This is a genomic window from Butyrivibrio sp. NC3005, assembly GCF_000424545.1.
GTDB lineage: Bacteria > Bacillota > Clostridia > Lachnospirales > Lachnospiraceae > Butyrivibrio.
In genome coordinates, this window is record NZ_AUKC01000006.1 from 33457 (window position 1) to 53264 (window position 19808).

The 19808-nt window shown below is 36.8% G+C and carries 14 protein-coding genes and 1 pseudogene; all 15 read left to right on the forward strand.

Features of this window, described 5'->3' with window-relative positions:
- Window positions 1-11: 11 nt before the first annotated feature.
- The 15 genes and pseudogenes from G634_RS0102580 (at window position 12) to G634_RS0102645 (ending at window position 19738) form a co-directional block, all read left to right on the forward strand.
- Window positions 12-521, forward strand: coding sequence for a dihydrofolate reductase (locus G634_RS0102580; protein WP_026503988.1), 510 nt, complete (start codon window positions 12-14; stop codon window positions 519-521).
- A 139-nt stretch (window positions 522-660) separates the two neighbouring features.
- The gene (locus G634_RS17705) at window positions 661-2121 is read left to right on the forward strand and encodes a S1C family serine protease (RefSeq protein WP_051233637.1); all 1461 of its coding nucleotides are present in this window, start codon (window positions 661-663) and stop codon (window positions 2119-2121) included.
- Window positions 2122-2320: 199 nt separating this feature from the next.
- Entirely contained in the window at window positions 2321-4816 is a 2496-nt protein-coding gene (locus tag G634_RS0102590) for a beta-mannosidase (protein ID WP_026503989.1), read from the forward strand.
- Window positions 4813-4905: a HepT-like ribonuclease domain-containing protein gene (locus G634_RS21935; protein WP_334291184.1), complete on the forward strand. Its 93-nt coding sequence runs from the start codon at window positions 4813-4815 to the stop codon at window positions 4903-4905. Before G634_RS0102590 ends, G634_RS21935 begins: the two co-directional genes overlap by 4 nt.
- A gap of 250 nt (window positions 4906-5155) precedes the next feature.
- Entirely contained in the window at window positions 5156-6133 is a 978-nt protein-coding gene (locus tag G634_RS0102595) for an aminopeptidase (protein ID WP_026503990.1), read from the forward strand.
- Window positions 6134-6194: 61 nt separating this feature from the next.
- A complete protein-coding gene (locus G634_RS0102600; RefSeq protein ID WP_026503991.1) occupies window positions 6195-6551 on the forward strand; it encodes a hypothetical protein in 357 nt (118 codons plus the stop codon).
- Window positions 6552-6565: 14 nt separating this feature from the next.
- Window positions 6566-7126 (forward strand): DUF2087 domain-containing protein, encoded by a 561-nt coding sequence (locus G634_RS0102605; RefSeq protein ID WP_026503992.1) that lies wholly within the window; start codon window positions 6566-6568, stop codon window positions 7124-7126.
- A gap of 665 nt (window positions 7127-7791) precedes the next feature.
- Complete coding sequence (locus tag G634_RS21330; RefSeq protein ID WP_196805272.1) at window positions 7792-9261, forward strand: AAA family ATPase; 1470 nt, start codon at window positions 7792-7794, stop codon at window positions 9259-9261.
- 49 nt (window positions 9262-9310) lie between these two features.
- The gene (locus tag G634_RS0102615; RefSeq protein ID WP_026503993.1) at window positions 9311-12409 is read left to right on the forward strand and encodes a YARHG domain-containing protein; all 3099 of its coding nucleotides are present in this window, start codon (window positions 9311-9313) and stop codon (window positions 12407-12409) included.
- Between the two features lie 382 nt (window positions 12410-12791).
- Complete coding sequence (locus G634_RS0102620; RefSeq protein ID WP_026503994.1) at window positions 12792-14264, forward strand: transposase; 1473 nt, start codon at window positions 12792-12794, stop codon at window positions 14262-14264.
- Window positions 14265-14633: 369 nt separating this feature from the next.
- The gene (locus G634_RS0102625; RefSeq protein WP_026503995.1) at window positions 14634-15692 is read left to right on the forward strand and encodes a Fic family protein; all 1059 of its coding nucleotides are present in this window, start codon (window positions 14634-14636) and stop codon (window positions 15690-15692) included.
- A 12-nt stretch (window positions 15693-15704) separates the two neighbouring features.
- Window positions 15705-17204, forward strand: a pseudogene (locus G634_RS17715) (N-6 DNA methylase).
- Entirely contained in the window at window positions 17201-17785 is a 585-nt protein-coding gene (locus G634_RS0102635) for a restriction endonuclease subunit S (RefSeq protein ID WP_026503996.1), read from the forward strand. Before G634_RS17715 ends, G634_RS0102635 begins: the two are co-directional and overlap by 4 nt.
- Before the next feature lie 13 nt (window positions 17786-17798).
- Window positions 17799-18422, forward strand: coding sequence for a hypothetical protein (locus G634_RS0102640; RefSeq protein WP_026503997.1), 624 nt, complete (start codon window positions 17799-17801; stop codon window positions 18420-18422).
- Window positions 18423-18592: 170 nt separating this feature from the next.
- A complete protein-coding gene (locus G634_RS0102645) occupies window positions 18593-19738 on the forward strand; it encodes a protein kinase (RefSeq protein ID WP_026503998.1) in 1146 nt (381 codons plus the stop codon).
- Window positions 19739-19808 lie beyond the last annotated feature (70 nt).

The following is a 19808-nucleotide window of genomic DNA, read 5'->3' on the forward strand; positions in this document are numbered from 1 at the left end:
ATGGAGAGAATATGAAAGCAATAGTAGCAGTAGATTCTAAATGGGGCATTGGTAATAAAGGTCAGCTTCTTGTAAGCATTCCTGAAGATCATCGTATGTTCAGAAAAGAGACTAAAAATAAGGTTGTAATTCTGGGAAGAAAAACTCTCAGCACTTTCCCTAATTCACTTCCTCTTGATCAGCGTACCAATATCATTTTGTCACGTAACGAAGATATAAATGTAAGAAGCACTGAAACCGGTAAGGCAATAATGGCCAGAAGCATCGAAGATGTGCTCGAACTTTGCAAAGAATATGACAGCGAAGACGTATATGTAATAGGAGGAGCAAGTGTTTACAAAGAACTTCTTCCATATGTTGATACATGTATTGTAACTGCAATAGACAGAGATTATGAAGCTGACTGCTTTTTCCCTAATCTTGAGAAAGATGATGACTGGGAACTTGCTGATGAGACTGATGAAAAGACATACTTTGATACCTGCTATACATTCCAGGTATGGAAAAGAAAGAACAAATAAGGTGTTTAGGGACTAAAAATAAAAGAACACAATTGAAACAAAAATAGAACACAATTCCTTCACAAAACAAAACTAGACTTGAAAATGTAAACAAGAAAGAGATTCAAGTTTTTGTTTTGATGAAAGGAAGGTTTCTATTATGGAGAATTGGAACGAAAACAACAACATATATGATGTAACAGGAAGCGTAGTTAATTCTGACAGTAATGATAATGCAGCTAATAAATCTACAGGCAATGGAAAGCCAAAAAAAGCTAAATCAAAAGGCAAGTTTGTAAGAAAAGCGTTATGTGCCACAGCACTAGCAGCTATATTCGGTGTAAGTGCCGGCGCTGGAATGTATGGTGCAATGAATTATAATACTCTTTTTCATAAGAGCGCTATAGTACAGTCTGTAGATACAGGAAAGTTAACTGCAAAAGATAATACTGATAATACTGTTAGGCTTTCAACTAGTAGTTCTAATTCAATAGTTACAACAGATGTAACTTCAGTTGTTAAAGCATGCATGCCGTCTATTGTAGCAATTGATTGCGATTTTACGACAACTACTATGAATATTTTTGGACAGACAGCTGAACAAAAATCCAGTGGATCCGGTTCGGGAATAATAGTAGCCAAAAATGATAAAGAACTTATTATTGTAACTAATAATCATGTAATATCAAATGCTAATTCAATGAAAGTTACTTTTGCTGATGGAAAGAAAGCTACCGCTTATCTGAAGGGAACAGATTCAGGAAAAGATATTGGCGTAGTAGCAGTCGAACTATCAGATTTATCAAATGATACATTAAGTTCAATTGCGGTAGCAAATCTTGGAGATTCCAATAATCTTACAGTTGGTGAACCGGCAATAGCAATAGGTAATGCACTAGGTTATGGTCAGTCAGTTACAACAGGTGTAGTTAGTGCCACTAATAGAGAAATTGAGACACAGAAGGATGAAAAGAGTACTTTCATACAGACAGATGCAGCTATTAACCCTGGTAACTCCGGCGGTGCTTTACTGAATTCAAAGGGAGAAGTTATAGGTGTAACTTCCAGTAAGATTGGAGCTACGACAGTTGAAGGAATGGGATTTGCAATACCTATTTCGGATGTTGTAGATTTGATAAATCAGTTCATGAATTCTAATACTAAGATTGCTGTAGATGATGCAAAGAAGGGCGCGCTGGGAGTTTCAGTCATGTCACCTACAGGAATTGAAGGAGCTTATGTTGCAGCTGTTACAAAGGATAGTGCTGCAGATAAGGCTGGAATCAAGAAAGGCGATCTCATCACAGGAATTGACAAAAATGCGGTCGATTCAGCAAGTACGCTTACAGGACTTATGAAGTATTATGCCAAAGGTGATGAAGTTACAATCACTCTTCTTAGAAAAGTCGATGGTAAGTACCAGACAATGGACGTCAAGGTGACTTTAGATAGTGCTAAAGATTTGAGTAAGTCTCAGGAAAACAGTGACAATTCAGCTGATGATGGCATTGATGGAAATAGACAAAGAGACGGAAATGGTAATCAGATGCCGGGAGATAGTGAAGGTGAAGGCGGAGAAAATGGAGATTCCTTCTTTGGAGAATTTCCGTTTGGATTTTAAAAAAATTTTGACGCTTGAGTCATAAATGGAGTAAAATAATTACATAAGATTACGTTTGGTTATAAGCAAAGTGTGGTTTTGATAATCGCATTTTGCTTATAATTATTTAGAGGGTTATATGGGTTTACGTTATCTTTGATTTTTAGTTATTGCTTTTGGCAGTAGCTGTTTAGTCAACTTACGGAAGGAGAAAAAGAGGTTGTATAGCAAAATATTAAGCGAAGGCTGGAAGATGAGGAGAATCGGTGATGATGGATGGCTTGATGCCAAGGTACCTGGTTCTGTTTATACTAATCTTCTTAATAATGGTAGAATGGATGATCCATATTTCAGGGACAATGAAGATAAAGCAAGAGCCTTGATGGATTATGACTATGAATACTTTAATGAGTTTAAATTTGTTGAAGATAAAGATTATCAGGAATGTGATGAAATTTTTCTTGTATTCGATATGATAGATACTGTTGCTGATATTTATCTTAATGAAGAGCACTTATTATCTGTTGCAAATATGCATAGAAGGTATGAAATACCTGTAAAAGAGCTTCTAATGTCTGGAAGAAACAGGCTAAGAGTTATTATTCATTCACCTAACAAATTTATTAGAAGTGAGTTTGAAAAAGATCCTGTTCTTGGAGCAGAGGACTGTAGTAGAGGATTTCCTAAGATTAGAAAAGCTCACTATATGTTTGGATGGGATTGGGGCCCGCGACTTCCTGATGCAGGTTTACAGGGAAAGGTAAGCTTTTTATATGTTAAGAAGGCCTTCTTTTCATCTTTTTATGTAAAACAGGAACATACAGATGGAAAAGTTTATTTAACTACCAGAGCTCTGATTAAAGAAGCTGGCAAAAAGAGTGAGATAGATCTTTTGAATCCTGACAGCATTGCAAATGATTATGTTTCAAGGAATACTCTTGATAAATATCAGGTTAGAGTAAATGTATTTTCTCCAGATGGAGAGGTTATTTATGAGAATGTAAAGCTAGGGGAAAAGATTGAGATTTCAAATCCTAAGCTCTGGTGGCCGAATGGCTATGGAAAGCATCCTCTTTATCGCGTAAAGGCTGAACTTGTCTATGAAAACGAAGATGTAGTTGATGTCTGGGATAAGAGAATTGGTCTTAGAACAATGGAAATTTCCAGAGAAAAAGACCAGTACGGCGAAGAATTTGCGCATAAAGTTAACGGTATAAAGATATTTGCCATGGGAGCTGATTACATACCTCAGGATAATATTCTTGGAAGAGTTAATAAAGATAGAACAAGGAAGCTTCTTGAAACATGTGTAATGTCTAACTTTAACTGCATTAGAGTGTGGGGCGGTGGATACTATCCTGAAGATGATTTTTATGATATATGCGATGAACTTGGTCTTGTGGTATGGCAGGACTTGATGTTTGCATGTGCTGTATATCGATTATCTGAAGATTTTGAGGAAAACATTGTTGAAGAAGTAAGAGAAAATGTTCGAAGACTTCGTCACCATGCTTCTCTTGGACTTTGGTGCGGAAATAATGAGATGGAGCTTTTCGTTGGTCAGGGAACATGGGGAGCCAAGAACACGCTTAAGTCTGATTATGTGAAGATGTATGAATATATTTTTCCTAAGATTTTGAAAAAAGAAGATCCACAGACATTCTACTGGCCAGCAAGTCCTTCATCAGGCGGAGGTTTTGATAATCCAAATGATGAAAATCGAGGAGATGTACATTATTGGGAAGTATGGCACGGAAATCAGCCTTTTACTGCATATAGAAGCTTTTATTTCAGATATCTTTCTGAATTTGGTTTCCAGTCGTTTCCGTCTGTAAAGACTATAGAAAGTTTTACAGAACCAAAAGATAGAAATATTTTTTCATATGTTATGGAAAAACATCAGAGAAATTCTGTAGCAAATGGTAAAATAATGAACTATATGAGTCAGACATTTCGTTACCCTGAAAGTCTTGACCAGTTAGTATATTATTCTCAGTTGTTGCAAGCTGAGGCTATTCGTTACGGAGTTGAGCATTTTAGAAGAAATCGTGGAAGATGTATGGGTACTGTGTATTGGCAGCTGAATGATTGCTGGCCTGTAGCGTCATGGTCTTCTATTGATTATTATGGAAGATGGAAAGCCCTGCAGTATTATGCCAAGAGATTTTTTGCTCCGCTTATGATTTCCTGTGCAGAAAGAGGCTATCTTGATCAATGTGTAAGTGTTAATGATGAGATTGATAGTATTACAAAATCAATACGTTTGAATATTGCAAATGAAACCCTTTCATCACATGGGGTTACAGTATGCTGGCAGCTTAGAGATGCTTATGCAAATGTGTTAAGACAAGAGAAAGAATCGCTTGTAGTAGATAAGCTTTCATCACTTTGGCTTCCTGAGGTTGAGCTTTCCGAGGCACTTCTTCATGACAATTACGTATCCTATCAGCTTACAGAAAATGGAAATGTAATTTCTGAAGGTACAGTTTTGTTCTGCCCGCCAAAACATTTCAATTTTGTAGAGCCAAATTTGAACTTAAGGGTTGAGGGAGATGAAATTGTTGTTTCAGCATCAGCCTATGCGAAGAGCGTAGCAATCTTCAATGAAGAAGATAACCTTGTTTTGTCAGATAACTATTTTGACCTTAACGCAGGTGAAAGAAGAGTTAAGGTAATAAGCGGAAGCTTAAACGGCTTGAAACTTACAAGTATTTGAAACTATCGCTTGAGTATAAGTCTGACGATAGTAATATTACGTGGGATGCAATGTCAGGCCTTAAAAATCGGATTGTTCATGATTACTGAAATGTGGATCTTGAGATTGTGTATGAAACACTTAAATACGATATTCCGGAGCTTATGGAGCGATTAAAAGACAACTAGATAAAACGCAGTTTATAGAAAGGCTAATCCAAATAGATATAGGATTGGCCTTCTTTTAATGCAAATGATTAGATACTCATCAAAATAATATTGACAACTTAAATTTACTGATGTAAAAATAATATAAAATAATTAGATGGATATCTAAAAGAAAATAGACTGGAGAATAGACATGAATCAAAATACTATTGAGAAAATGATAAACGCCATGAAGATAGCTGCTGACGACATAGTCCTACTCAATTATTGGAGTGAGGGAGATGACAGTGACCTTAAACTGTTTGAAAACGAGTTAAATAGTAAAGGGATTAAATACAAAACGCTGAACTTCACAGAGGAATATCTTATAGAGCTTGCCAGTAAAGGTGCTGAAAATATAGATGACAGCTTTTTTGAGCCGTTTAAAGATTGTACTATGGTCATAGATGTTCTTCAAAGACCTGCCGGAATGCCTCCAAGGGGACTTGAAAAAGATAAATATGCAGATTTTTCTATGGTTCTTAGATTACTTTTTTCATTCATGAGCAGTCACGAAAAGCTTATTCAGATTACTATGCCGTCACAGACTAATGCTGCACTTGCAGGAGAAGACTATGAAGAATATAAGGTCAGGATGGATAAGGCTTTGAATATTGACTACGAAGCACTTACCTTAGAATGTCAGAAGAAGATTGATAGCTTTACTTCAAATATCATAACAATAAGAACCGGTGAAGATAGTACACTTACTATGGATGTTACAGGAAGAGAGTGGATCATTGATGCGGGAGAAGGTGCTTTTCCATGCGGAGAGATCTATATAGCGCCATTAGAAGATAAGACAAACGGAACTGTTTTTTATAAGAATCTGTTTATTGAAGATGTTGGCTCTTTTGACAATATAACAATGACAATAAAGAATGGAAGAGTAACAGATTCTGACTGTGACGCACTTAATGAGCTTCTTTCTGGGCAGGAAGAAGGGGCAAGGATAGTCGGAGAACTTGGAATTGGCATGAATCCGGCGGTTTCATATTCCGGAAAAGGGGCTGCTCTTGACGAGGATGCACTTGGAACATTTCATATCGGACTTGGAATGAACTATTTGTTTGGTGGAACTAATAAGGCCAGGTTTCATATGGATTTTGTAGATATTGGAGAAGTTTATTAAGAGCCGTACAAATGGTTATTTACTAAAAAATAGATATTATGAGGTACAAGAAATTTACATTATGGAAAACAAGATTAAAGAATTAAAAGAATTTATGGCAGATGAAAAGCAGAAGACACAGTCCCGGATAGATTCTCTTATTGCTGACGACAGAGAGGATGAAGCCAGAGCATATAGGGCTGCTCTTAACATTTATGATGTTTTTACTTCACTCATAGATGTGCCATATAAGCAGGCGGCCGGAGATGAGAGGGGCTTCATAGACGGCTTTAAAAAGCTATCTGTTAATGTCCCTGCGCAGTGGAGAAATTCTCTATCAAAAGCAAAAGAGCATGATGATGCAGAGAAGATCATGATTGAAGAAGCCAAGCTTAAAGTGGCCGATAGTATCATAGAGAAATTTGATGAATTATTTTGAAACGGGAGGTAGTCATGACAGATAAGGAAACAATTGCTTTTTTTAAATGCCTTGCAGATAGATCAAGACTGTCTATACTAAAGTCGCTTATGGTAGAAGATATGTACGTTGAGCGCCTTGCAGAGCGCCTTGAACTGACCTCTGCCACAGTTTCTTTTCACCTGAAAAAACTCGAAGATGCAGGGGCAGTTAAGTCTTACAAAGATCAGTACTATACTATGTATTCCATCAATAAGGAGCTTTTTGAGGTTAACATTATTGATATCTTAAGAGAAAAGACATCGGAGAGTGAACTGCAAAAAGAGCGCGACGATGCATATCGCAAAAAAGTAATTGATGCTTTCTTTGAATATGGCAAGCTTAAAGCTATTCCCAGTCAGCGCAAGAAAGAAAAGATTGTTCTTGAAGAAATTGGAAAAGCATTTAAGAAGGGCAAAAAATATACGGAGAAAGAAGTGAATCTGATCATCGCTGATTTCCATGATGACTTTTGCACTATCAGGAGGGATATGGTTGCAGAAGGGATTTTGGAGAGAAAAGACGGGGTGTATACTATTACTGATATCCTAAAGTAGATGCCGGATAATAAGCAGAAAATACATTGTTATCACACAAACTGTGATATTATAGTTCTGTCACCGTGATATGTGAACACAATTTTTATCCCGCAATGGTGCGCATTACAGGGAATAACTCAGAATTTCAAGGAGCAAAGATAAATGATAAGAATTTTATTCGTCTACCACGGCAGCGTGCCGACAAAAGTGATAAAATGCCGTATTTTAGGCACATTCTGAGCACTTCATCATCCTATTTGCACCTCGTTAGCACCCTTTACAGTAACAATATAAACCGGCTCCGATATGGCACATTCATGTATGAGAACAGCTTGGCTTTTTGCTGAGCTGTTATTTTTTTGTGTAGCATCTTAGATAAAAACCCATGCTATGCTAAGTTTGGAAGGATAGATTTGAATTTAATAATGATGGATTGATAGATAGCCTGGCTTGGAGATGAGCTTGGCTATATTTATTTGGAACGGAATAATGACGAGCGGAAAACGTTATAGAAAATAAAAACTTTCTAAATATTATTAAATATCACCTATAAAGTGGAATTAGTAAAATCAAAAATCTATAATGTTTAATATAAGGGAGATTAGCACCCTGTCTGGATTTATAGCTGTTTTTGCACGATTGATTCGGATATATTTTTTATTTGTTACACAAAGGAGCTTATTGTGAAATATATAAATGAAAAACAAGAAGAGATAGCAAAAAAAACATTAGAGATGATTCAGGGTTTCAATGATGGATTGTCAACCATTTATCGAGATACTCCTTTGAGGAAAATTATAGAAGACAAAATATTGTATGCTGAAGTTTTTAATTTAATGGTATACATTGCGGTATCGATTGGACCCATAGATTCAATAGAAGCAGAAATGATATGTACAGCACTTGGAACGGATTACATAAAGCCATCGGTGTTAGAAGATTATAAGATAGATTTTTTGCCACCGATATTTGAAAAGATACCGCCTATGTTGCCATATTATTTAGCTGCGACAATGCCAAGAGAAAACGCAGATGTCGATGGCTATTTTGATTCAATTTCTAAGTTGTTTTATTATGCCGGAGGATTGATTCAATTTGTACACCCTGACAAAAGAGATGTTGTAAACAAAATCTCAGAGGAATATTCGCAGCTGATTCTAAATTTTGACATACAAAAGTTAACGGAGATGGGCACTGACTTAATGAATCAGTATGGTGATGATGAGTCGTCGCTTGTTTTTTTTAATGAGTATATAAATCTAATCAATGAATATAATGGTACCTTGTTTGCAGATGAGGCTGAAAATACATCGAGTTCATGTGATTCTGAGACGAATGTGGATGATTTGCTATCTGAATTGAATGCATTGGTAGGATTAAATGCGGTAAAGAAAGATGTTAATCAATTAGTTCATATGAAAGAAATTGAAAGTCTACGAATCAAAAATGGGTTGAGTGGAACGGATTTGTCAAACCATTTGGTCTTTTATGGTAATCCTGGGACTGGAAAAACGACAGTCGCAAGACTTTTGGCAGATATTTATCATAAGATCGGCGTACTATCAAAAGGCCATTTAGTGGAGGTTGACAGGTCAGGGTTAGTTGCAGGATACGTTGGTCAAACAGCTATTAAAACTCAGGAAGTTATAAATAAGGCAATGGGAGGAGTACTTTTTATAGATGAAGCATATACTCTGGCACAGGACAAATCTTCTAATAATGATTATGGGCAAGAAGCGATTGATACATTGCTTAAGGCAATGGAAGATAACAGAAATGATTTAATTGTTATTGTTGCCGGTTATACAGAGCCTATGAAAGATTTTATTAATTCAAACCCAGGACTTCAGTCTAGATTTAATAAGTATTTATACTTCGAGGATTACACTGTAGAAGAGCTGGGCAAAATTTTTTCAATAATGTGTGAGAAAGGTGGATATACCTACAACAACGATGTGTTGGAAGCTGTTAAATCAAAGTTCGATAATAGAATAAAACAACATGATAGATATTTTGCAAATGCAAGAGAGGTGCGAAATTTATTTGAAAAAGCCATTTTGAATCAAGCAGATAGATTATATGGTAATAAAAACATAACAAAAGAGATGCTAAAAGGTTTAGATATAACGGATGTTCAAAATATTGAACTCTGATACGCAAGTAATTTGAACGACGAGTTTATAGCTGATATTGGAGTAGGACATGATAAGAAAAACTAAACATGGATATGAATTTAGTTGGGAAAATTGGAATAGTATACAAAATGCATTATTGGATGAGTCTGAGGCGTTAGGAGATAACGATGCTCCTGACGATATAGATAAATCATTGTTTAATAGTTTATCCAGCAGTTTTTTAGGCGCGAATCAATTATTGGCGGCTGAATTTATCACTGATGAAGAACAGATCAAACAAGATTTATTATGCTATTTGATAAGTAAAGATAACGCACCGATCGATGTGGCTTATGGCGTTGAGATAACTAAGGTCGAAAAAGAATATTTTCCGCATGCTATTTTCCATATCAATTGTGGAGCAGATTGGAATGCCACAAGTATTTGGGAGCATCAAGAAACATATCAAGTGGCACATCAAGTTACAGTTTATATAGATTACAGAGGAAGAGAACATAACCGTAATGGATCGGATAGAGAAATCACAGCAAATGGTAGCGTATATAGAGAACGTAAGCCATTGTCAAAAACAGTATATGAAGACAAAAAAAGAGTAGTTACTGATAATGTTCAACAGACAAGTGGTCATATTGGGCCGAGGGAATATGCTGTAAAAATAGGTACGGTTACTAGTGAAATAGCTGATACTGTAATGAAATGGGCTGATAATTATGCAAGCGATAAGTTTATTGAAGTTAATGATGAATATTTTTCAAATTACAACCGAATAGCGGAAAATCTTACTTTTGATGAGGCTGAAGATCAAGCAATAACAAAAGCTTTTTCAAAATTGGGAAGTGATGCAAGATATGATATTCCTGGAAATCGATACGAAAAGTTTACACTTTCAGGACATGATATACGAGGTGTGAAGAGACAGACATTGTTTCTGAGTGTTTATCATATTTTTTACAAATATAAGGGTAAGCAATTTGAATGTTATATGAGTTCTGATGGATGTAAAGACGATGTCATAGTATCGAATTATCCAACAGAAGAGTCTATTGATGAAAAACATTTAAAATATAAAGAAGAAATAGAAAAAAAGAAAAAGAGTCATTCAAAATGGAAGACAGCTAGTGGCGTTTTGATTGGAGTCGGTACTCTTTTAATGCTTATTTCCCTTTTTGGAGGTGGCTCAACTTGGATTATAGCTGCTATAGTCGCATATCTTATAGGCTTAATTTATCTTTATCTTTGTCAAAGGGATAAAAAAGAATTTGAAAGAATAGAGGAGAGATTACAGTCTTTCGATGATAATAACAGCAAAATAAAAGAGAAAATATATTCTATTATCCAAGATGATAGGCTTAATGAGGAAGAACGGAAACAATCAGTTAAAGAACTCGTTGATAGTGTTTCTTTAGACAATGATGTAGGACATGATGCTGATAAGCAACCATCTGGAAATAGTGATATTGCAAAACAAGTGACAAGTGTAGTATCAGGTAAAACGCTTGGACAATCTATAAAAGACTTCTTCTTTAAAAATGGAAAGATAAATATACTCGGTTGGGCTTGCGTATTAGTACCTGTTTTTGCAGTGATTTTAATCATTGCTATAACTGCGGGAATAAAATCCAATAATAATGGTAAAAAAGTAGAAAATGAAATAGCAGAAGAAGAGTCAAAGCAAATAGTATTAGATGAAGCTCAAACTGATAAAGATGAATCATTACAAGAAAAAGAACAAGATATAAGTGATAATCACGAAGGCGGATTGCCAGAAGATGTCTATGAAGAAATAAAGGGGACATACTATTCAGGCGTGAACTTTATTGCTTATAAAATAGTATCTCCTAATGAAATAATTGATGATAATGGAACAACTTCAGAAACTATAAGAATAGAAAAATATGAATACAGAGGTGATTCACTAATATTGTATGTTGATACGGGGAGTATTGTAGAATCATGGCATGATAAGGAAGGAAAATTCTATCTTTCGCTGATGGAAGGTGGGGGATGGGATTATGAGAAGACGCATTGTTATTCGACCTTGGAGAGGATTAGCGAAGATACATCCGTGACTTTTGACGAAATCATGGATACATATTATTCAACGAAGTATTATGTGCCAGATGCCAATTTGGAAAAAAGGTCAGATGGCTTTGTATACCTTGTCCCTGCAAGTGAATCTTCATGCCTATACCCTGTTGATGGTGGCAATCCCATTCCTTTTTCACATGAGAAAAAGATTACAAAGGATGCTCAGATTGGGCTTGCAGAAAGTTACTATTATGATTCTAGTAATGTTGCTCACTTTAATTATGAGTATTACAACTTTTACGATAAAATTGATACTTTAATTTCGAGTGGACATTGGGTTGAAATGAATAATGTAATATACTTTAAGGTTGATGGTGAGGCTATTCCATTATGTCCTGTTATAACTATGGATCCAAACATACAGGTTGATTTATTCTTAGAGGGATTCCAATCTGAGGGTAAAAATGATAATGCGAATCCTGCAACAAGCGAAGAAAAGAATTCAACCCCTTGGTATGGACAAGGATTTTTGGAAGGCGCATGGGAAGGGTGTCTTCCGGATGATGGATATGAAGTATTAAAAGGATCATACAGTGATCAGTACAGAACCGCTGAATTCATATCTCCAACGCAAGTTAGATTTACATATTCTGGAGAAAAAAGTAATCTTTGGAACATTGAGTATAGTGATCTTAGGAATGGAGATGCGATTATAGTATTCTTATCAAAAGGGCAAGATCAAATGTCGTTTTTAGTAGATAAGGATAGCAAAGGATTGGCGTTACATATTCTAAGAGGTGTTTGGGAATATGATTTTGCACCGGAAATGACATTATATAAAGATGCTGAAAAAGGTGCAGTTAATCAAGGTAATGATGACTACATTCTTCCAGATAGTTCAGAAAGGCTTTTGACTGAGGCCGATCTAGTAGGTCTTTCAAAAGATGACCTAAAAAGGGCTAGAAATGAGATTGTTGATAGATTTGGTAGAAAACTTAATGATAAAGAATTGCAGGCATATTTTGATGCACAGTCGTGGTATGTGGGAGTGTATGATCCAGATGTATTTGATCGAACTGTAAAGGTCAGCGATATAGAGCAGCAAAATATGGAATTTATTAAGAAATACGAGAAATAATGATTGTATCCGGATGTTTTTAATATTGTAACGGCTTTTATTGGATAAAGGAATTTGGGATCATGATGAGAGCTTGTTTGAATAAAAAAATAAATATAATTACTCTCTTTTCGATGGTTTGCTTCTGCTGGCTGTTGCAAAGCCCGACTTTATATGCTGAGGCAAAAGAATAAACAATTCAAATATACAATATTAATGAAACTGAACCCAAAACTGATACCTACCTGTTGGTAGTTATTGATAGGCGTTTGTGAAACGCCAAAAGCCGCATAAATACGGCGTTTTTATTGCAGCAAAAAAGAATAACCCCTCACTGGATATGGTACAATAGAATTGACGAGAAACCACTGCACACACCAAGAAAGGAGTTATTCTGATATATATGATACCATATAAACAGCTTTCTTTGGCTGATATTTATTCAGATTGCCAAGATAAACTTGAAAATGACAAGCCTGCATTTCTGTCTCTATTAGAAAACCATATCGACCTTGATGAAATTATTCCGATTTCTTTTAGAAATCATTTCTATGCATCAACGGGTAGATCCCGTAAATACCATTTAAAAGCTCTTCTGTGGGCTCTTATTATTCAGCGTATCTTCTCGATACCAACTGACCAGCTTCTATTAGCTTTCCTGACTTATTCAAAATCACTTCGTGAATTCTGTGGTTTCACCAAAGTTCCTGATGCTTCCAAGATTACCCGTTTTAAGCAGGATTTCCTTGATGATCTTCAGCTCGTTTTCGATAAGCTCGTTGATGTCACAGAGCCTATCTGTCAGGCCATTGACTCTGCGAAAGCAGATATGACCATCTTTGATTCATCAGGCATAGAAGCCTTTGTTACTGAAAACAATCCAAAGTATGCAAATCAGATAATCAGGCAGCTTAAAGCATATGCTAAAACCAGGGGATTTTCCAAATCTTATGATCCTTATAAAGCAGCCTATAGCTCCATGCCTTCACATGCTTCTGCAAATCCGGAGATAAAGCAGTTATACATCAATGGCCATTTTTGTTATGTCTTCAAGTTTGGTATTGTTACAAATGGTCTTGGCATTGTCCGCCACATATCCTTTTATAACAAGGAATTTCTAGCATCACATCCAGATATAGTTGTCGAAAAGAAATCATCCTCTCCTGATGAAGATAAATGCGTTCATGATGCAAAACTGCTCATTCCTACGCTAAAAGATTTCTTTACAAAGCACCCTTTAATTAACCCTAAAACATTTCTTGGAGATGCTGCATTTGACTCAGCACTTTTGTATCGTCAGCTACTTACTGGAGATACATTTGGTGATAACAAGCATTTCTCCAGAGCTTATATACCGCTTAATTACAGATCTGGCATCAAATATCCTGATTGCAAAGTTAACGCAGATGGCATTCCATGCTGTCCTAACGATGACTCACTTGCTATGAAACGTGAAGGCTCTTCGAAAAGGAATAACGGTCTTGTAAGATACAAGTTTGTATGTTCCAAAATCAAGTATGTCTATGATAAAAGCACACGCAAATGTCATCGAAAATGTCAATGCAACAATCCCTGTACCGATTCTCCATGTGGACGTATGATATACATCTATCCTGAAAAGAATCTTCGCGCCTATCCTGGTGTCCTCCGTGGAACTGAAGAATGGGCTAACACCTATAAGATCAGGACCACCGTAGAACGGGATATCAATCACATGAAGGACAACCTTTGTTTGGCTGGCCGCCACACTCAGAATGAGAAAACTTTGCATGCCGATCTGATACTTGCTGGAATCACTCAGCTAATATCTGTCGTGCTTGCTGACAAGATTCATCACCATGAATACATCAGAAGCCTCAAGACTCTCATAGCATAGGACTTACCAACTTAATAAAGTGCCAGCCTTATTAAAGTGCGCCTTAAATAAGATTTATCAGCTCAGTTCACGTTACCGCTCTCAAAAAACGTTTAAGAACGCTTTTGTTAAGGTTACACATAAATTTCTAATGAGTTTCGCAATTACCTACTCTTACCTATATTTCAAGATATACGAGAACAAGTTGTCAAGTTTAACTATACAGCATCATATAGATAAACTATTTAATTACATCATCAATTGCTTAATTGCATCATTTTTGCAAATTTGATGCAGTTAACGTTGATAATGAGTATATTGAGTGGTATTATTTAAGTGCATCATTTTATCCACTCATGAGTGAATTGATGTTTGAATGAGGATATTGAAATGAGAAATTTTGATTACAGTAAAAAATGGGAAAAACTACTGACACCGGAAATAGTGGCACTGCTTACGCAGATCCATGAGTATAAAGGTGAGCAGTCACTTTTTATAGAAGCGAAGGCAGATTCGCTGACGCAACTTGTTGAGATTGCGAAGATTCAGAGTACCGAAGCATCCAACAAGATTGAAGGTATCTATACTTCCGATGCGAGACTGAAAGCACTTGTTAAAGATAAGACTACGCCTAAGACGAGAAACGAGCGAGAGATTGCTGGATACAGGGATGTACTTAATACAATCCATGAGAGTCATGATTACATCTCGATAAGACCGAATATGATCCTTCAGCTTCACAGAGATTTATATAAGTTTGAAGGTTATGATATCGGCGGAAAGTATAAAGTAGCGGATAACATCATTGAGGAAGAGGATGAACAGGGCAGCAAATTTGTAAGATTCAGACCGGTTCCTGCATGGGAAACGCCTGAGGCAATCGAAAATCTTTGTAATGAATTTGACAAAGCTCTCGGAACCGGGACAATAGATCCGCTTCTTCTGATACCAATGTTTATACTGGATTTTTTATGCATCCATCCGTTTAATGACGGCAACGGAAGAATGAGCAGACTGCTTACATTGCTGATGCTGTATAGGGCCGGATACATTGTAGGAAAGTACATCAGTATCGAGCATCTGATTGAAAAGACTAAAACATCGTATTATGAGTGCCTGTATGAAAGTTCCCTTAACTGGCATGAGGAAGAAAATAATTATGTTCCATTTGTGCGGTATATGCTTGGTGTTGTAGTTGCAGCATACAGAGATTTTTCTGACAGGGTAGAAACTTTGGTCACAAGCGGCCTTTCAAAGCCAGAGCGTGTGGCTGAACTGATCAAGAACACTTACGGTGAGATCACAAAGTCACAGATTATGGAGAAATGCCCCGACATCAGCCGCATAACTGTTGAAAGAGCACTGTCAGAACTTTTGTCATCGGAAAGCATAATAAAGATTGGTGGCGGCAGATATACAAAATACGTTTGGAACAGGGATAAGGACTAAAGGAGAAGAGAGATGACCGGAGAACTTGGCAATAAGATTGATAGTTTGTGGGAAATTTTCTGGAATGGGGGAATTACAAATCCGCTTGATGTTGTAGAGCAGATGACATACCTTATGTTCATAAAGGATCTGGATGATACGGACAACCTTCGCGCAAAAGAAGCAGCTATGCTTGGACTTCCTTACAAGAGCATATTTGCAGATGAAGTTGAAATCGGAGACCGCAAGGTAGATGGTAATCAGCTTAAGTGGTCAACCTTCCACGACTTCCCGGCGTAGAGAATGTACTCAGTTGTCCAGGAATGGGTATTCCCTTTTATAAAGAATCTTCATGGAGACAAGAACTCTGCGTATAGCAAATACATGGATGATGCAATCTTTAAGGTAAATACACCATTGATGCTCTCCAAGATTGTGGATGCCATGGATGAGATTTATTCCATGATGGAGGAGCTTCACCAGACAGATATCCGCGGGGATGTATATGAGTATCTTCTTTCCAAGATTGCTCAGTCCGGCGTTAACGGCCAGTTCAGAACACCGAGACATATTATTCGTATGATGGTAGAGATGATGGATCCGAAGCCTACAGACTTTATCTGTGACCCAGCTTGCGGAACTTCCGGATTCCTTGTAACCAGCGGAGACTACTTAAGAGAAAAATACAAGAAGGAAGTACTTCTTGATAAACAGAACAGAAATCATTTCATGAACGACATGTTCCACGGATATGATATGGACAGGACTATGCTCCGTATCGGCGCCATGAATATGATGACTCACGGCGTTGAGAATCCTTTTATCGAGTACCGTGACAGCTTATCCGATCAGAACCCTGATAAGGATATGTATACCCTTATTTTGGCAAATCCACCATTTAAGGGCAACCTCGATGCAGACACCGTATCAACAGATCTTCAGAAGGTATGTAAGACAAAGAAGACTGAGTTATTATTCCTGGCATTGTTTGTAAGAATGCTTAAGATTGGCGGAAGATGCGCTTGTATCATTCCTGATGGAGTACTCTTTGGCTCTTCCAATGCACATAAGGCAATCAGAAAGGAAATCGTAGAAAATCAGCGGCTGGAAGCTGTAATCTCTATGCCCTCCGGTGTGTTTAAGCCATATGCCGGTGTTTCTACAGGAATACTTATCTTTACTAAGACAGGACATGGTGGAACAGACGATGTATGGTTCTATGATATGACTGCTGACGGCTTCAGTCTTGATGATAAGCGTACTGAAATCAAGGATAACGATATCCCTGATATTATCAGTCGCTTCAAAAATCTTGAAGCTGAAAAAGACAGAAAACGTACGGACAAGTCCTTTATGGTTTCTAAGAAGGAAATTGCTGACAACGACTATGATCTCTCAATCAATAAATATAAAGAGGTTGAATATGTTGCGGTAGAGTATCCGACAACGTCAGAGATTATGGCAAATATCAGAGAAATCGAGAAGCAGATCAGTCAGGAAATGGATGAGCTGGAGAAACTGCTGGCGCAGTGACTCAATCGGTTACAACTTATCACCGGTTGATACTTGAAGCGGAAATAAAGATTGGACCTTTTGGCTCATTACTCCATAAAGAGGATTATATTACTGGAGGTCATGCGCTAATAAATCCATCTCACATTATTGAAGGGAAAATAGCGCCAGAAAATGATTTGACGATATCCGATGAAAAATATGCCGAGTTAGTAGCATACCAACTTAAAGAAGGTGATGTTGTCATGGGACGCAGAGGCGAGATGGGAAGATGTGCAGTAGTGGATAGACCAGGATTGCTTTGCGGAACAGGGAGTTTGTTTATACGAAGTAACGGCGATTTGAGTGCAGATTTTATACAGAAGATAATATCATTTCCGTCGTTTAAACGGACTATAGAGGATATGGCAGTAGGCCAGACCATGCCAAATCTTAATGTGCCGATTGTTTCGGATTTTCAAATTATAAAGCCACCGAAAAAAGTTCAGGATGAGTATTATACGTTCGTTGAACAAGTCGACAAATCAAAATTTGTTGTGCAAAAGGCACTTAATGAAACACATATTATGTATGACAGTCTTATGCAGAAATATTTCGGATAGTGGGAGTTGATATATGCAGAATTTTTTTAACAGTGATTTAGGACAAACGATTATTTCAACTGGTATACCTGCGATAATAAGTATAATCGGATTTATAGTTACATATTATGCAATGCGAAGAAATGTTAGAGAAGAAATAAAAAAACAAAAGAATAATATTGCCTTGGAAAAAATGGCTACAGTTCCTTTTGATATAATGCAGTTATATGCTCATATGATTGCTCCCGTAACCATTGAAAATACGATTAAAGTATTAGGGTTGACGGATAGAGAAGCTAAGGAGTATCGAAATAAAGCAGAGCGGGAAAAAAATAATTCATCGATAGAGATGAAAGAATTGTTTAATACAATTTATTCATATGGATCAGAGGACGCTATTAGAATATTGGCTACTATGCAAAAGCACAACTATGCTAATATGATTGAAAAAGTGGATGCAGAGGCAAAAAATCTGTTAGTAGCATATTATGTTTTGTTGGCTACTCAGATAAAGTATGATGTTACAGGAGAAGTGATAAATCCGTTGTCTTGGTATGAAATTAATATTACAGACTTCGAAATACATAGAGAAAAATATAAGAAGTATAATAATTCTGTAGTCAATAAACTAAGGTTAAATAAGAAGATGCTTGCATAAAGTAATTCCAGTTTATCGAGAGATGGAGATGATTAGGAATAATTTCTATTGTTTTAAAAAGAACTGAAATTCACCACTTTTTCTGATGGGGTGATTGCAGTTGAAAAAATATGGTATATGGTGAATAAGATAGGTGATCTGATAAATTGGAATGCAAAATAGGAGCTTTTATGGAATTTATTTTAAAATTATTTGACGTAGATTTAATTAAATTTAAAATCATTGAGAACTTGTCTGATCCTGTGTTACAGATTACATGGATAAATGAAAAGAAAAAGCATCTGCTTCCTTTAGGTATGGAACTAAGCGACAAAGGCATTGCTTCTTGGCTGAAGAACAGGACTATTCCCAAAAACCGAGCCTATGTTAATGCTTTCCTTGCAAAGTGTGGGCTTAATGCCAACAGGCCTATGGATGTAATCTCAGTTTGCAGAGGTTTATCCTTAAATGATTCATACTGGGTAGTGGAAGAAGGATTTGCAGGAACATTTGGAGATAATAATCTCTATGAGAATAATTTCAGCCGTGTGCTTGCCATGATTGCTTTTACCGGATATGGGAGTAGTGCCAGATCTTCATTGGCATCTTCTCCGGAGTTTACAACAAACGGAATGCTTCCAAAATGTTGGAGAAGAATTAGCGGGAAAGTTTATCTTTATAAAGGAGCTACATCGGGAGCATCCAATACGGGAAATGAGCCGTATTCGGAATTATATGCATATGAGATAGGGACAGCCTTGGGTATGAATGTTGTTCCTTACAAGGTTTCAAAATGGAAGAAGCAATTGTGCTCTGCATGTGAATTGTTTACGAGTAAAGATATAGCTTTTGTTCCTATAGGTCGGGTAGTAAAAACTGGTGGGATGAGGGCAGTACGAGAGTATTATGAGAAACTTGGATCTGAATATGTAGATGCACTTAACGATATGATAGTGTTAGATGCAGTGATCTACAATACTGACAGGCACTTTGGCAATTTCGGAGTGCTTGTTGATAGTAAAACAAATAAGATAATAGCTCCAGCACCACTGTTTGACCATGGAAATTCCCTGTTTAATCTAGCAGGAGAAGAAAACTGGGCAGATGAGAAACTACTTAAGGAATATGCCGAGACATTACTTCCTTGTGTATATGAAGATTATATGGAAGAGGCAAAAAAGGTAATGGACAGCAGATTAAAAGAAAAGTTAAGAAAGTTGCTGACATATAATCTGAAAAAATCAGGTGCGTATAATTATTCTTCTGATAGATTGAAATTGATCAGTAGGATGATTCAGGAAAGAGCGCGTATGATATTGGATGGGAAGGAGGCATAGGGCATGATCGCTCGAAAGCCTGCGGCTTTTTCGCTGTGTGGCTGTCGCCACACAGCCCGCTGATCCGATT

Coding starts and splice junctions, on each gene's coding strand:
- G634_RS0102625 (WP_026503995.1), top strand. CDS start 14,634: ATGAGAAATTTTGATTACAGTAAAAAATGGGAAAAACTACTGACACCG.
- G634_RS0102640 (WP_026503997.1), top strand. CDS start 17,799: ATGCAGAATTTTTTTAACAGTGATTTAGGACAAACGATTATTTCAACT.
- G634_RS0102645 (WP_026503998.1), top strand. CDS start 18,593: ATGGAATTTATTTTAAAATTATTTGACGTAGATTTAATTAAATTTAAA.
- G634_RS0102615 (WP_026503993.1), top strand. CDS start 9,311: ATGATAAGAAAAACTAAACATGGATATGAATTTAGTTGGGAAAATTGG.
- G634_RS0102620 (WP_026503994.1), top strand. CDS start 12,792: ATGATACCATATAAACAGCTTTCTTTGGCTGATATTTATTCAGATTGC.
- G634_RS0102600 (WP_026503991.1), top strand. CDS start 6,195: ATGGAAAACAAGATTAAAGAATTAAAAGAATTTATGGCAGATGAAAAG.
- G634_RS0102580 (WP_026503988.1), top strand. CDS start 12: ATGAAAGCAATAGTAGCAGTAGATTCTAAATGGGGCATTGGTAATAAA.
- G634_RS0102595 (WP_026503990.1), top strand. CDS start 5,156: ATGAATCAAAATACTATTGAGAAAATGATAAACGCCATGAAGATAGCT.
- G634_RS17705 (WP_051233637.1), top strand. CDS start 661: ATGGAGAATTGGAACGAAAACAACAACATATATGATGTAACAGGAAGC.
- G634_RS0102605 (WP_026503992.1), top strand. CDS start 6,566: ATGACAGATAAGGAAACAATTGCTTTTTTTAAATGCCTTGCAGATAGA.